Annotated in this window: 16 protein-coding genes; 5 read left to right on the top strand and 11 right to left on the bottom strand. The window is 34.2% G+C overall.

Annotated elements, in window-relative coordinates; genetic code table 11:
* The first annotated feature begins 57 nt into the window (after window positions 1–57).
* From DFQ05_RS02755 to DFQ05_RS02745, 3 genes are all read left to right on the top strand, one after another.
* Complete coding sequence (locus DFQ05_RS02755; protein WP_132703342.1) at window positions 58–504, top strand: type I restriction enzyme HsdR N-terminal domain-containing protein; 447 nt, start codon at window positions 58–60, stop codon at window positions 502–504.
* Window positions 501–1,502, top strand: coding sequence for a glycosyltransferase family 2 protein (locus DFQ05_RS02750; protein ID WP_132703340.1), 1,002 nt, complete (start codon window positions 501–503; stop codon window positions 1,500–1,502). The genes DFQ05_RS02755 and DFQ05_RS02750 overlap by 4 nt, the downstream gene beginning before the upstream one ends.
* A 90-nt stretch (window positions 1,503–1,592) precedes the next feature.
* Entirely contained in the window at window positions 1,593–2,450 is an 858-nt protein-coding gene (locus tag DFQ05_RS02745) for an OmpA/MotB family protein (protein ID WP_132703338.1), read from the top strand.
* A 69-nt stretch (window positions 2,451–2,519) separates the two neighbouring features.
* On the opposite strand, the gene DFQ05_RS02740 is transcribed toward DFQ05_RS02745, so the two are convergent.
* The 5 genes from DFQ05_RS02740 to DFQ05_RS02720 all read right to left on the bottom strand — a co-directional run bounded on the left by DFQ05_RS02740 (window position 2,520) and on the right by DFQ05_RS02720 (window position 8,613).
* Window positions 2,520–4,832: a vWA domain-containing protein gene (locus DFQ05_RS02740; RefSeq protein ID WP_132703336.1), complete on the bottom strand. Its 2,313-nt coding sequence runs from the start codon at window positions 4,830–4,832 to the stop codon at window positions 2,520–2,522.
* A gap of 22 nt (window positions 4,833–4,854) precedes the next feature.
* A complete protein-coding gene (locus DFQ05_RS02735; RefSeq protein WP_132703334.1) occupies window positions 4,855–5,466 on the bottom strand; it encodes a vWA domain-containing protein in 612 nt (203 codons plus the stop codon).
* Between the two features lie 91 nt (window positions 5,467–5,557).
* Window positions 5,558–6,640, bottom strand: coding sequence for an AMP-binding protein (locus tag DFQ05_RS02730; protein ID WP_132703332.1), 1,083 nt, complete (start codon window positions 6,638–6,640; stop codon window positions 5,558–5,560).
* Complete coding sequence (locus DFQ05_RS02725; protein WP_132703330.1) at window positions 6,640–7,575, bottom strand: CPBP family intramembrane glutamic endopeptidase; 936 nt, start codon at window positions 7,573–7,575, stop codon at window positions 6,640–6,642. Before DFQ05_RS02725 ends, DFQ05_RS02730 begins: the two co-directional genes overlap by 1 nt.
* A gap of 3 nt (window positions 7,576–7,578) precedes the next feature.
* Complete coding sequence (locus tag DFQ05_RS02720) at window positions 7,579–8,613, bottom strand: o-succinylbenzoate synthase (RefSeq protein ID WP_132704134.1); 1,035 nt, start codon at window positions 8,611–8,613, stop codon at window positions 7,579–7,581.
* Window positions 8,614–8,711: 98 nt separating this feature from the next.
* On the opposite strand from DFQ05_RS02720, the gene DFQ05_RS02715 reads away from it, so the two are divergent.
* A complete protein-coding gene (locus tag DFQ05_RS02715) occupies window positions 8,712–9,503 on the top strand; it encodes an SDR family oxidoreductase (RefSeq protein ID WP_132703328.1) in 792 nt (263 codons plus the stop codon).
* 61 nt (window positions 9,504–9,564) lie between these two features.
* Here DFQ05_RS02715 and DFQ05_RS02710 read toward each other — a convergent pair whose 3' ends face one another.
* The 5 genes from DFQ05_RS02710 to DFQ05_RS02690 form a co-directional block, all read right to left on the bottom strand.
* The gene (locus DFQ05_RS02710; protein ID WP_132703326.1) at window positions 9,565–10,077 is read right to left on the bottom strand and encodes a mechanosensitive ion channel family protein; all 513 of its coding nucleotides are present in this window, start codon (window positions 10,075–10,077) and stop codon (window positions 9,565–9,567) included.
* 11 nt (window positions 10,078–10,088) lie between these two features.
* Entirely contained in the window at window positions 10,089–10,862 is a 774-nt protein-coding gene (locus DFQ05_RS02705) for a carbonic anhydrase family protein (RefSeq protein ID WP_132703324.1), read from the bottom strand.
* 28 nt (window positions 10,863–10,890) lie between these two features.
* Window positions 10,891–11,580, bottom strand: coding sequence for a DUF2490 domain-containing protein (locus DFQ05_RS02700; protein ID WP_132703322.1), 690 nt, complete (start codon window positions 11,578–11,580; stop codon window positions 10,891–10,893).
* Window positions 11,581–11,695: 115 nt separating this feature from the next.
* Window positions 11,696–12,601, bottom strand: a complete 906-nt coding sequence (gene menA, locus DFQ05_RS02695; RefSeq protein WP_132703320.1) for a 1,4-dihydroxy-2-naphthoate octaprenyltransferase — start codon at window positions 12,599–12,601, stop codon at window positions 11,696–11,698.
* A 14-nt stretch (window positions 12,602–12,615) separates the two neighbouring features.
* Window positions 12,616–13,455 (bottom strand): 1,4-dihydroxy-2-naphthoyl-CoA synthase, encoded by an 840-nt coding sequence (locus tag DFQ05_RS02690; RefSeq protein ID WP_132703318.1) that lies wholly within the window; start codon window positions 13,453–13,455, stop codon window positions 12,616–12,618.
* Window positions 13,456–13,783: 328 nt separating this feature from the next.
* On the opposite strand from DFQ05_RS02690, the gene DFQ05_RS02685 reads away from it, so the two are divergent.
* Window positions 13,784–14,194 (top strand): hypothetical protein, encoded by a 411-nt coding sequence (locus DFQ05_RS02685; protein ID WP_132703316.1) that lies wholly within the window; start codon window positions 13,784–13,786, stop codon window positions 14,192–14,194.
* Here DFQ05_RS02685 and DFQ05_RS02680 read toward each other — a convergent pair.
* Complete coding sequence (locus DFQ05_RS02680) at window positions 14,187–15,017, bottom strand: CvfB family protein (protein WP_132703314.1); 831 nt, start codon at window positions 15,015–15,017, stop codon at window positions 14,187–14,189. The genes DFQ05_RS02685 and DFQ05_RS02680 overlap by 8 nt on opposite strands.
* Between the last annotated feature and the right edge of the window lie 127 nt (window positions 15,018–15,144).

Here is a 15,144-nt window from a genome sequence, read left to right as displayed (position 1 = left end):
TCTAAAAAGAATGGATTTGAGATTTGCTATTTGGGGATTGAAAATTACCTTTGTGTAGTGCAAGACCTTAATTTTCCAAAGTTCGACTACCGTTTCAAAAGTACAGAAAATAAAGTTTCTATTTTTGATATTATTCGCAAAAAATTTGTGGTTTTACAACCCGAAGAATGGGTGCGTCAACACTGTGTACATTATTTAATTTCTGAAAAAAAATATCCAAAATCACTCATCAACGTCGAAAAAGAACTCACGGTCAATGGCTTAAAAAAACGTTACGACATCGTGGTGTTTAATCCAGATAGTTCTATTTTTTTGATTGTAGAATGTAAAGCTCCAAAAATTAAAATCAATCAAGCTACTTTTGACCAAATAGCACGATATAATATGACGCTAAATGCGACTTATCTGATGGTAACCAACGGAATAAATCATTATTATTGTCAGATGGACTTCGAAGCGCAACACTATGATTTTCTAAAAGATATCCCAGATTACAATCAATGAATTACAGTAGTAAAGATATCGCCGTAGTTATACTCAACTGGAATGGAAAAGCCCTTTTAGAGCAGTTTCTGCCTTCAGTAATACAACATTCTGCTGAAGCCAAAATCTATGTTGCCGATAATGCCTCGACTGATGACTCGGTAAGTTTTATAACTGAAAAATTTCCAGAAGTAGAAATCATTCAGAATATAGAAAATGGTGGCTATGCCAAAGGTTATAATGATGCTTTAAAGCATATTGAAGCGCCTATTCTTTGCCTTTTAAATAGCGATATTGAAGTCACTAAAGACTGGTTACTTCCTGTTATTGAAGAATACAACGCTGATAATGTAGCCATTATTCAGCCAAAAATCTTAGACTATAAAAAGAAATCGTATTTTGAATATGCTGGTGCAGCAGGCGGATTTATAGATAAGTACGGCTATCCATATTGTCGTGGCCGTATTTTTGACACTATTGAAGAAGATATTGGTCAATACAACGAAAACATACATATATTTTGGGCATCAGGTGCTTGTTTTTTTATTAAAAATCAGGTTTTTAAAGATTTGAATGGCTTTGATGAATCTTACTTTGCACACATGGAAGAAATTGACTTATGTTGGCGTGCCTATAACAATGGTTATCTAAGTAAATATGTCGGAAGCTCTACGGTTTATCATGTTGGTGGTGCTACCTTACAGAATACAAGTCCACGAAAGACTTACTTAAACTTTAGAAACAGCCTTTTTACTTTGGTTAAAAACACAGATAGAAATGTACTTAGTCGTGTTTTAACTAGAATGGTTTTAGATGGTATCGCTGGGATTCGATTTTTACTAAAAGGTCAGCCTTTATTCTTCTTTTCAATTCTAAAAGCCCATGGAAGTTTTTATCTATCACTACCAAGATTACTAAAGCAGCGCAACACTTTAAAAAAGAAATCTGGCTATTATAGTAGCACTTCTATTGTGTGGGATTACTTCATTAAAAAGAAACGAAAATTTAACTGTTTATAAATCTGTTAAAGTTTTTGTTAATCAGTTACGCTAACGCCTTTCTTTTCTATAGTTTTGTACTGATTTAAAACATTAAATTATTATTTCATTATGAGAAAATCAATTCTTTTAAGTTTAGGTGCTTTGCTTATACTGACGGCATGCGTATCTAAAAAAGATTATTTAGCATTACAAGAAAAACAAAAAGAAACACAAGATTTATTAAATACGGCTACAGTAAAGCTTAATGCTTGTTTGTCTGACCAAGCTGCGGCGAATGCGCGTTTAGAAGGTCTAAGAGAACAGTTAGCAGATATGCGTCGTAGCAACGAGGCGTTAATTAAAAGCTCACAAGATTTAACAGAGCTGACTAGTAAAGGTGCAGAAAACCTTGAGAAATCGCTAGAGTCTTTAAAAGAACGTGATTTAAAAATTACACGTCTTCAAGATGCTTTAAATAGAAAAGATAGTGTAACACTAGCTATTGTAACTAGCTTAAAGAAAGAAGTTGGTATCAACGACCCAGACATCGAGGTTAACGTTGAGAAAGGTGTTGTGTTTATTTCTATTGCTGATAAGTTATTATTTAAGAGTGGCAGCTATAATGTAACAACTCGTGCTAAAGAAGTATTAGGAAAAGTAGCTAAAGTAATTAACAGTAAGCCTAATTTTGAAGCTATGGTAGAATCACACACAGATAATGTACCATACAACAAACCACCACTGTTAGACAACTGGGATTTAAGTGTAAAACGTGCAACATCTGTAGTAAGAGTCTTAGAAAGTCTTGAAGTAAATCCTCAGCAATTAATCGCAGCTGGACGTAGTTCTTACGTACCTCTAGTTGAAAATGATACTGCTGAAAATAGAGCGAAAAACAGACGTACACGTATTATTGTATTACCAAAAATTGATGAGTTCTACGATATGATAGAAGAAGAAATGAAAAATCTTTCTGCTGGTAACTAAGCATTAATTTTAAGTTATTAAAAACCCCGATGATGTTCATCGGGGTTTTGTTTTATATAAGATATTGAATTAGTAAGTTGTATTAGAAGATTTTACCAATCTAATAAACTCTGCTCTATAGCCATCTTTATCTTCACCTCTTCCACTCTCGGCAAGTTCTAAGACTTTTTCTACTGAAGCATTATTAAAATATTGTGATTGTCTTAGTTGCATTCCAAACAGAGCCACAGCAGAAGCAAAGTTCATATCCTCGGATGCTTGAACGATATTAGTATTTTGTACATGAACCATTTCTATACTCTGATTTTCATCTGGTTTTTTGTATCTAAATTTTACGGTAAACAATTCATCGTTATAGTTATCGCTAACCTTGTTTTCTGTATACTTTAAATCTGCGACATTATTTAAATATTTTGTTTCTATTCCAGTAGGCACTACTTCATATAAAGCTGTCACAGTATGTCCGCTACCTAATTCACCTGCATCTTTAGTGTCATCCACAAAATCTTCGTCATTAAGCAATCTATTTTCGTAACCAATAAGTCTATAAGCCTGTACTTTGTTAGGATTAAATTCAACTTGAATTTTCACATCCTTAGCAATCGTATAAAGCGTGCCTCCAAATTCTTTCCCGAAAACTTTATTAGCTTCTTGCATGGTATCGATATAGGCATGATTACCATTTCCTTTATCAGCTAAAGTCTCTAATTTTGAGTCTTTATAATTCCCGTATCCAAAACCTAAAACCGATAAAAACACACCTGATTTACGTTTTTCTTCAATGAGTTTCTCCATAGCCTTATCACTAGATTCTCCCACATTAAAATCGCCATCAGTTGCTAAAATCACTCTGTTATTTCCATTCTCTTTAAAGTTCTTCTCAGCCAATTTATAAGCAAGGTTTATCCCAGCGCCACCAGCTGTAGAACCTCCAGAATTTAAATTATCTAAAGCCGCAATAATCTTCGCTTTTTTGTCTCCTGAAGTTGGCTCTAGTACCACGCCTGCTGCACCAGCATATACAACTATGGAAACCTTATCTTCTTTTCGCAGTTGATTAACCAATAATTTAAATGCCGATTTTAGAAGTGGCAATTTATTGGGACTACCCATTGAACCCGAGACGTCGATTAAAAACGTTAAGTTAGATAGCGGTAATTCTTCGTTTTTGTACGTTTTTCCTTGAAGCCCAATTCTAACGAGCTGTGTATCTGTATGCCAAGGCGTTTTAACAACTTCAGTGTTTATAGAAAATGGATGTTCGTCAGTTGGCTGAGGATAATCATAATTAAAGTAATTAACCATTTCTTCAATCTTCACGGCATCTGGCTGAATAGATTCACCACTGTTAATCATCCGTCTTACATTACTATAAGAGGCCTTATCAACATCGATAGAAAACGTAGACAAAGGTGAAAGTGTAGTTCTTTCAAAACTATTCTCCTCTATAACCGCATACGTCTCATTAGACTGTATTCTAAAGTTACCTTGTTTAGTTGTTATAACTATACAGCCTTCCTTAGCGACTTTTCCAAACTTTCTTTTAGCTTCGGCTTTAGAGTATTCGATTTTAGTATCAATCTGAGTTTTGGGTAAGTTCTCAGCGATGTAATTGTCCTCCTTTTTTACAGGTACACCATCAATAATGTAAAGCTTATTGGCATTTTTAACTTTTGTTCCATTAGTACTTATTACTATGGCTCCATTACTAGCACGGCTGCCATAAATGGATGTAGCACTTGCATCTTTTAAAACTGAAACCGATTTGATGTTATCTGGATTAAGATGCTTCACTTTATTTGCATTAACTGGAACTCCATCTATGATATAAAGAGGCTCTCTATTTCCAGACAAAGAAGCGCTACCTCTAATAATAATTTGTGATGTCTGTCCAGGTTGCCCCGAACCCGTGTTTACATTTACACCCGTAACTTGACCTTGTAGTGCACGAGAGATAGAATTTCCATTTATTTGACTAGCAATCTTATTATGATATGCTTTCTGAGCTCTGCGTTTTAACTGTGCTTTTGATGGTGGAGAATAGTTTCGTCCTGTAGAATAACCAGTAATTACTACTTCATCTAGTGCTGCCGAATCTTCCTCCATAGCCACATTAATAATTGGGTTTTTACCAATTGTGCGAGTTGATGTCTTCATACTTACAAATGAGAAAACTAATTGGTCTCCGACAATTGCATTGATAGTATATTTACCATCAAAATCTGTTTGAGTTCCGTTTGCTGTGCCTTTAACAATAACATTAACGCCTGGTAATGGCAATCCGTCACTAGCGGCCGTAACAATACCTGATACGGTGATTTGTTGCGCTTGAAGCTGAAGTGCTACAATTAGAATTGTGAATAGTTGTAATAAATTTTTCATAATAAATGTGTTTAGAGAATGTTTAATCTTTAATAACTTGAATGATTTCTGGTAAAAGCGCCAATGCAGATAGTACTATTGCAGTGCCATTACCTTTTTGTTTAGTTGTCGCTGTAGCTACAGTTGCCAAACTAGGTTTTACTGAATTATTACCTAGAACTTTACGCTCTGGAAGGCGAATCATGATGACTTTATTGTCATAATCTTCTTCAAAATTTACGTCGGCGTACTTATAGGCAAACTCAATACCATCTTTGGCAAATGCTTCGATGCTTTCTTTTGGATGCTCAACAGCGTATAACATCTTTTTTAGATGTGTAGCTGGTGTTTTGGCAAGTGCGATGCCGCTGTAATGGTTATAAGTAGCAATGCTAATAAAATCATCTTCTGTAAGACGTTTTGAAAGTAGTTTAAAGGTTTGTTTTAAGATAAATTTGTCTTCGTTCGAAAAACTACCTGAATGTGTTTTTAATAAAAAGGTGATGTTCTGCGGATTACCATCGTCCTCGAAATGGTCTACAATAAATGTAAAAAGGTTTTCTAGGGTTACAGATTCGGTTTCTACATGTTTTTCTTGGCTATTGAGTTGTATTGTTATAAACAATACGATAACCAGTTGGATTAGCGTTTTCATTGGTTCTGCATTTAAAAGTTTCTATAAAACTAAATGCGATACCGATGATATAAAATGTAGAATGAGTAAACCTTATACTTAGATGAGTAAACTACCCTAAAACAGAATTAATAGTTTTTTTACGCTGTATTTTACCATTAGCGGTTTCTAAAAACCTATTAACGGTGTATATTTCTTTTGGGACTTCGTACTTTGTTAAGCCTTTTAGATGATTAATACGAGTTTTAAAACTATCGACAGAATCGCGAGGATTTTCTATAATTAGCACTAATTTTTCGCCGAGAGAATCATCGGGTTCAGAAGCTACAATAAATCGCTCATCGATTACGGCATGTAACTTATCCTCAATCTGTTCCGGAAAAAGCTTAACACCGCCAGAATTAATAACGTTATCGTAGCGTCCAAGCCATTTAAACTGTGTAGATGACAGCAGTTCTACAATATCATTAGTTATTAATTTTTCCTCAGTTAAATTAGGAGCATCAATAACTAAACAGTCTCTTTGGTCTTGTGTAAAAACAACTTCTGGTAACGCTGTAAAGGTATCACTACCTTTTTGTCGTTTAGACTCTAATGGCTTAAGCGCCACATGAGTAACAGTTTCCGTCATTCCATACGTTTCGTAAAAAACTGACGTGCTCTGTTTGATTCGTTCTAGCAAAGGTTGTGTTATTTTAGAACCACCAACAATTATTGTTTTTATGTTTTGGGTATAATTGATTACGTGTTTTAATTGTAGCGGAATCATCGCACTAAAATCGTATTGGGTTTCGTAATCGAAAATAGGATGTGTACTTGGCTCTACACAGTCTATCTCAAGTCCTAAAATCATAGCTCTTACAAGCATCATTTTTCCTGCGATGTAATGACTAGGCAGACAATTTAATGCTTTATTACCTGGCTCCAGTTTAAAAAAATTGCCCGTAGCTATGGCAGAATGCACCATAGCTTGCTTCTGCAGTTTTATAGATTTTGGTTTACCCGTAGAACCAGAGGTATTAACATGGATATAATCGTTATCATTTAGCCAATCTAATAAAAAATCACCTGTAGCTTGTTCGTAATTTTTACCTTCTTTTACCAAACTATAGGCAACTTCCTTTAGCTCTTCGTGACTAAAATAATGCCCATTAAACTTAAATCGGTTATGTATTTTATTAAACTGTGGTGTCATTAATCTAATATTTTGTAATCCTCTTTTGGTGGCGGTACTACTTTTCCAAAAAGACGTTCTTTCCAGTTATTCCATCCATAAGTTTTCGCAAGGATAAAAAGTAAAATAGGATAAACGATAATAACTGGAGCCAGAATTTCTGTTATGGAACTTATACCTTGTTCTGCCGTATTTTTAAACATGGCATCTGTCTGTAAAGCTGACCAGTCCGAGGTAATTAATAAAGCTGCTAAAAGATTATTTCCTAAATGAAAACCCAATGCCAATTCTAAACCTTCGTCCATTAAGGTCATTATTCCTAATAACAATCCTGTGCCTACGTAAAAAATCATCATTTTAAAATAACCAATCTCCGCAACTTCAGGATTTGCGCTATGCATTATGCCAAATAAGACAGATGTTAATAGTAACGGAAACCATTTATTTTTAACAATTACACCAATATGCTGCATTAGGTAACCTCTAAATAGATACTCTTCTAATCCAATCTGAAAAGGAAATAACAGCACGCAAATAACAAACAAAATGGCAAATTTACCCGGATTAAACTGATAAACAATATCAGAGGAATCGTAATAATACCCAATAGCAAATGTGGTAATGGTAAAACCAACGATTAAGAAAAAAGAGAAAAAAATACGCTTAAAATCTACCTTAGGTCGTGATGTGGTTAAGGATAATATACTCCTTTGGTGCACATACTTTACAAACACAAACAAAAGCAACAAAAGTGGTACAAACAACCCTAAATTAATAATTAGCATAAGGTTAGAATCCCAGCTTTTCATTAAATCGTAAGACGCCTCTAAATCTTCTGGAGAAGAAAACAGATAAGCGACAAAGTTTAAGACAAAAACACCCGAAACAATCATGGTAGTAATAATTACCATCCAGGTATCTAACTTTCCTTTATAAGCTTGTTGTATATAATTCATGTATTAAATATTAAATTCCCAATCCATTGTTTTATCGTAACGCAAAGTACCATTTTTTACAATCAATGGCGACGAAAAATTATTTGTAAATAAACCTCCTGTTCCTAAGCCCTGCGGCATATTGTTATTAAGTGTGTATGTCCATTGCGCAATAGCGTTTAGACCAACGTTGCTTTCTAGAGCACTTGTAACCCACCATTTTACATTATGTTGTTCTGCTATGTCTATCCAACGTTCCGAACTTGCAAAACCGCCTACTAAACTTGGCTTTAAAATAATGTATTGAGGTTTTATGGCAGAAAGCATATCTTCTCTTTTATTATCGAAATAAACACCTATAAGCTCTTCATCAAGCGCTATATCAATTGGAGATGTTTCGCAAAGTCTTGCCATTTCGTCAAATTGCCTTGGTTGTATTGGCTGCTCGATAGAATGCAACTCATATTCTGAAAGACGTTTGAGCTTTTCCAAAGCTTCTTTTGGAAGAAAAGCACCATTGGCATCCACTCGCAATTCAATATCCGAAACTGAAAATTCTTTTCGGATAGACTTTAGTATATCTAGTTCGGTCTGAAAATCGATGGCTCCGATTTTAAGTTTTATACATTTAAAACCAGCTGCAATTTTTTCTTTAACCTGTTTTCGCATAAAGGCTTCATCTCCCATCCAAACCAAACCATTTATAGGAATAGAATCGCCTCCTAAGGCAAATTTTGAAGGAAAAATATTAAAAGTATCCTCCGAAATTAATGATTGGTAAGCAGTTTCTAAACCAATTTGAATACTCGGCCAGTCTATTAAAAATGTAACCAATTTATCAACACCGCGATTAATGTTATTGCACACCCATTTAAGCTTTTCTTCGTAGTCGGGTCTATCATCGACAGAAAGCCCTCTTAAAATCCCACATTCACCAATACCAATCTTACCGTCTTTTTCAAGTCGAATAAACCAAGTTTCCTTAGTAGTCATAACACCTCTAGAAGTACCACTAGGTTGTTTAAATTTGAGAGTATATTTTTGGTAAGAAGCAGTTATCATAACCGTCCAAAGATACTGAAATTATTAGTGAAAATTTTGAGTATGTAATTAAGAATTAGGGTAGAATTCCTAATTTTAAGACTCAATTATATAGAATGAATTTTGAAAATAAAATCGTTTGGATTACTGGTGCCTCTAGCGGAATAGGAAAAGCATTGGCTCTAGAGTTTTCTAAATTAAATGTCAAGCTTATCCTTTCATCAAGACGAGAAGCAGAATTAAATAAAGTAAAGGCCACATGTAGGAATCAGCATAACATCGCTGTTCTGCCATTTGATTTATCGGATTATAATCTAATGATATCTGCGGTTGACAAAGCTATATCATTTTTTGGTGCTATTGATATTCTTATAAACAATGGAGGTATAAGTCAACGGTCGTTAATTATAGACACCGATATTTCTGTAGACAAAAAACTCATAGAGGTTGATTATTTAGGAACTGTTGCCTTGTCTAAGGCACTTCTTCCCTACTTTATTAAGCAAAAATCAGGACAATACGTTACAGTAACGAGTTTAATGGGAAAATTTGGTTCGCCATATCGCTCTGGTTATTGCGGTGCCAAGCATGCACTGCACGGTTTCTTTGATGTTCTGCGAATGGAACACGAAAATGATGGTATCAATGTAACGCTTATTTGTCCTGGTTTTGTAAATACAAACGTATCACGAAATGCACTTACAGGTGATGGTTCTGAGTTAAATGAACACGACGAAGCCACAGAAAATGGAATGCCAGTAGAAAAATTTGCCAAACAAATGATTAAAGCAATTTCTAATAAAAAGTTTGAAGCCTATATTGGCGGCAAAGAACGATTTGGTATATATCTAAAGCGTTTTTTTCCTAAGCTTCTTCACAAGGTTGTAAAAAAAAGTAAGGTAAGGTGATACATAAAAAATGGTGCTTTTCTTGACACCATTTTGTATAAAATCCGCTGATATATTAATACTAATTCTCATTAAAGTTTTGAGTTATATTTTTTATGCTCTTCTGAATAAATATGTTATTAGGTAAGGTTATTTCGCTTAAATCCGTAGTTCTTAATGTTACAAAAAACAAGCCAATATTAACTACTACGCCCTCTAGAACATAGTCTTTACCCTCTAAAATAATTATTGAATCATTCAATTTAACTGGATGATTAAAGAAAATTATTATACTAGAGGTAATGTTAGATAATAATGACCATTGCGCAAAAAAAGCGACACCAACGACTGCCAGTATTGACCCTAAAAAAACTAATAAATCAGATTGTTTAACGCCCCATATCACTAAAATAAATATCCCACAGATAGTTGCTAGTAGAAGATTTAAAACTTTACGAATAACTATTCCTCGTGATTTATGAATTAGTTTTCTTAAAAGTGTTTTAGAAACGATATTAAAAACAACTCGTCGTAATAAGATGTAAAGTGTTATCACAACGAGTGTTTCTATGATTTTTACATAGTACAATTCCATAAAAAGAAATATTACATAAACGTTACCTTTCCAGTAGCCATATCATATACTGCCGGTACAATTTTTATCTTTCCTTCTTTTTCCAATTTTGCCATTTGTGGTGATTGTTTACGAATATCTTCTACAGTAACCATAGCATTCTTGGTAATAACACTATTGGTAAATTCTGTATTTTTTGACGAAATCTCTCCATTTTTCTCTGTAGCTATAATTGAAGGTTGAATTTCATCTAATAAATTCTGAAGCGCATACATTTCCATCGCTGCTGCATCTGTATTATCGATAGCATGCTTTACAGCGCCACAAGATGTATGTCCCATAACTATTACTAATTTAGAACCAGCAACTGCTGTAGCAAATTCCATAGAACCGACGATATCAGGGTTTTCGATATTTCCTGCTACTCGTGCTACAAAGATATCTCCAATTCCTAAATCAAAAACATCCTCCACTGGCACACGGCTATCAACACAAGATAATACAATTGCTTTTGGATATTGACCTAGCATAGCATCTACTCGTTGGGCAGAATGGTCTCTTCTAGTAAGGTTATTACGCATAAAGTTTTCATTTCCTTTTTTAAGGCGCCCGATAATTTCATCAGGTGTCATATCTGCCTGTTCTTCAGCAGTTAATACACTTTGTACGGGAATTTGTTCAACAATCGTATCAGTCTTACTTTCAGCTGTATTGTTTGTAGTATTTGTTTCTGCCGAAGCTTCTCTACAAGATGTGTAGCCTATAGCAAGTACTACGATAACTATTGAATTTAAAAGTTTTCTCATTGTATTTTTGGTTTTAAATTAATTTCTATTAAAAATTATGATGCATGCTAAATTGTAATTGGCCCTTTCCCCAGTTTGTTGTTTTTTGGTTCATCCAGCCTAATTGAAATCTTATTTTAGAATTTAAGACATAGCCCATACCTAAGTATGTCCGGTTTCTATCAAACAACTCTACTGTTCTACCATCGCCAATATCTTCTTGACCGTTTATAAACAATTCATTATATAGAGCTGCATAAATCGCATTGGCAGTTAACTCTTTTTTGTTTATAGGAATATTTAAGAATAGGTTATAGCGATAACGCGTTCTAAAATCTTGACCTTCATTAAATCGCTGTTCGTATCTAAAGCGATGTGTTATATAAAATCTATTTCCCAATTTTTGAGGGATTAGAGCTTCTTGGTAAATACGATTTTCGTTTACCGTATCGTCATTATCTCCATAAACACCAGTCGTAATGTTGGCGTAACCTAGAGTAAACATTATACCAGAATCTTTAGGCGTATAGGTAAAGCCAGAGCGTAAGAGTAATTGCTCCATATCACCCAACCCTTGCCAATCTCGGTATTGCAAATCACCCTGAATACCAAATTGACTATTCTTGAATTGATGATTGTAAAAGTACATATACCAAGCACCAGTTTGCGACTGGTCTACTTGGGCATTGCTAGTAAAAAATACGACTAAAAGCGATATTAATAAAAGTACTTGTTTCATTTATTGTTATTTTGATTGCAAAAATAATAGTAATACTATTATTAAAAGAGCAAAAAAATTTATTTAACTAATATTTAACCAAGGAGAACTAACAATACGTGGACGTATAAGCCTATTAATGAAGCAAATAACCAACTCCTAAGAGAACAGAAAACATAAACGTTGTTAAGGCTAAAACCTTTAACTGACTGTCATAATCACTAGATGTGGTCGCCTTTTTTATTTTAAGTACGTGAAGTATAAGCGGTATAAAACTTAATAACACTAAAAAATTATAGGGCTCTACATAATATAAAATAGTAAACAGTAGTGCGGCAATCATTGCCCCAATTATTAAAAAATAATGATAATTTTTAGAGCCAATTTTACCAAGCTTTACAGCCAATGTAATTTTTCCAACCTTGGCATCTTCCTCTCTATCGCGCATGTTGTTAAGATTAAGAACCGCTACACTTAATAAACCTAATGCTGTAGCCGGCAAAAAAACAATGTGGTCTATTCCCTTTATGTTTAAAAGATATGTACCTAAAACACTTACAAAGCCAAAAAATATAAAGACAAATACATCGCCTAATGCCCTGTATCCGTAAGGAGAATCTCCCATTGTATAAGTCACAGCAGCGAAAATAGATAGCGCGCCAAGTACAATAATTAAAAGCGCATATAAAAAATATTGGTGCCCAAAAGCGACGTAAGCTAACGACATGGTAAAACCTATGACTATTAAAATATTCTTCTTTATAGCATCGAACATTTGTTCAGGAGAAATCTCGCCACTTTGAATTGCGCGTTTAGGTCCAACCCTATCCTCATTATCTGTACCTTTAACACCATCTCCATAATCATTTGCAAGATTCGATAAAATCTGTAAGCTAACTGTAGTAGCAATAGCTAGTAGAAAGACAAAAATGTTAAATCTACCGTTGTAAGCGGCTAAACATGTGCCAATAATTATTCCCGAAACAGATAAAGGCAATGTGCGTAAACGCATTGCAGACAACCAAGGTTTAATCTTACTCATAATTTAGCTATTGACTATGGAATCCATTTTTTAGGAAAATTAGGCTTGCGCTTTTCTAGAAACGCATCTCTACCTTCTTTTGCTTCATCTGTCATGTAGGCCAAACGTGTAGCTTCTCCTGCAAAAACTTGTTGACCAACCATGCCGTCGTCTGTTAAATTCATGGCGAATTTCAGCATTTTTATTGATGTTGGCGATTTTGCTAAGATTTCTTGTGCCCACTCAAAAGCCGTGTCTTCCAATTCTTCATGCGGCACAACAGCATTGACCATTCCCATGTCAAAAGCCTCTTTAGCAGAATAATTACGTCCTAAAAAGAAAATTTCTCTTGCTTTTTTCTGACCTACCATTTTTGCTAGGTACGCGGAGCCATAACCGCCATCGAAACTTGTTACATCTGCATCCGTTTGTTTAAAAATGGCATGCTCTTTACTAGCTAAGGTTAAATCACAAACAACATGGAGACTATGTCCTCCGCCAACGGCCCAACCAGGAACAACGGCAATTACAGCCTTTGGCATAAATCTAATTAAACGTTGAACTTCTAATATGTTTAATCTATGATAACCATCCTCACCAACATAACCTTGATAGCCTCTAGCCTTTTGGTCTCCTCCAGAACAAAAGCTCCAAATTCCGTCTTTAGACGATGGGCCTTCCGCACTTAAAAGCACCACACCAATAGTTACATCTTCGTTAGCATCGTAAAATGCATCATAAAGTTCTGATGTGGTTTTTGGCCGAAACGCATTTCTAACGTCTGGTCTATTAAATGCTATTCGAGCAACGCCATTACATTTTTTATAAGTTATATCCTCGTAAACCTTTGCGGTTTTCCATTCAATCTTTTCCATTTTGAAAACTTGAAAATTTCAAAAACAAAAATACGTATAAATTCAGTTCTTTAAATAATCCCTTTAATAAGGATTTGCTGAAAAAATCGACTTAATATTACTAGTAATGATTGATTATTAACAAACGAAAACGTTGTAGTTTTTGAAGTAAAATTATTTAAAAGAAGATTTCACTGAGAATTATTCAGTAAAACCAAATAAAAATCGCTATTCTTCTAATATTTTATAATTTTTTAATATCAAGAATTAGTTAAAAAAGTTAAAGTGAAAAATTTGTGCTTAAATACTATGCTTGCATAGTAATTTTGCAGTCCAATTTTTTTTATAAATGTCTATAACTGAATACAATAACACACCTACTCTATTAGATTACCAAGAGGTAAAAATTGGTGAACTTTATTTTTTTGAAAAATATGTAGTGAGTGAATTTAATGAAGGTGTTCATATCGACATGAAAAACTTCAGAGAATCTGCCATACTTATAAACTCACATTTTAATAATAGACCATTTGGTGTAATTAGTAACAGGATAAACAATTACTCCATCGATTTAAGTAATTCTGAACAGTTTAATAATTGCTTTCCCAACTTAAAAGCGTACGCAGTTGTATGTGATTCTCTTTTTGGTCGCGGTGTTTTCGAAGTTGAAAATCGATTTTTTAAGTACAACAGGCAAATCTTCAAAAAACTTGAAGATGCGATGCAATGGGTTGAAAAAAGTTTAGAAACGGCTATTTAAGATAAATACCGTCGTCTTTAATTTCAATCTTACGTTCTTTATATAATGAGCCCACTGCTTTTTTAAAGCTTTTTTTACTCATTTGGAGTACATCTTTAATATCAGCAGGCGAAGATTTATCATTTAGTGGCAGAAATCCCCCATTATCCCCCAATTCTGTCAAAATAAATTGAGCATTGGGCTCTATATTTCTATAGCCTATCTGACTTAAGGAAATATCTAACTTGTTTCCAGGTCTAATCTTTTTAACGGTGCCCTTTAACCTGTCTCCAACGCTTATGTCTTTAAAAATTTCATCTTTAAAGACTAAGCCGAGGTGGCGCTTATTAACAATAACATTCATCCCTATTTCTGATGGATGCGATACAATTAAATCTACTTCGTCGTAACGCTCTACTGTTAATTCTTTGTTGTCTAAAAATCGATTGGTTTTACTAGATGCTACTAAACGCTCTGTTTCTTCGTCTAAATAGCAATGTACTAGATACCAGCCACCTGATTTCATTTTAAAGGCTTGTTCTTTAAATGGGCAAAATAGTTCCTTTACCAATCCCCAATCCAAAAAAGCACCAAACTTAGTTACTTGGTTACAACGCAGTAATGCAAAATCACCCTTTTTTATATAGGGCTTATCTGTAGTAGCTACAGGTCGTTCTTCGTTATCTAAGTATGCAAAAACTTCAATTTGGTCACCAATTTCAAAAGTCTCTGGAACGTACCTGTTTGGTAGTAAAATTTCGTTCTCTTCACCATCACCAAGAAACAAACCAGGTTCTGTATCTCTAAGAATTGTAAGTGTATTGTATTCGCCTAAATGTATCATGCCGCAAAGGTAAATAAAGTTAGAAGTTTAAAGTTCTAAGTCCCAAGTTTAATTATGCATAAAAGTTATGAGATGCAAAATAAACTCAGCATAAAAAAACGCTAGTATTCCCAATGAAACTAGCGCT

The sequence above is a fragment of the Winogradskyella wandonensis genome (genome assembly GCF_004346845.1).
GTDB lineage: Bacteria > Bacteroidota > Bacteroidia > Flavobacteriales > Flavobacteriaceae > Winogradskyella > Winogradskyella wandonensis.
This window is presented reverse-complemented; position numbering and strand designations above follow the sequence as displayed.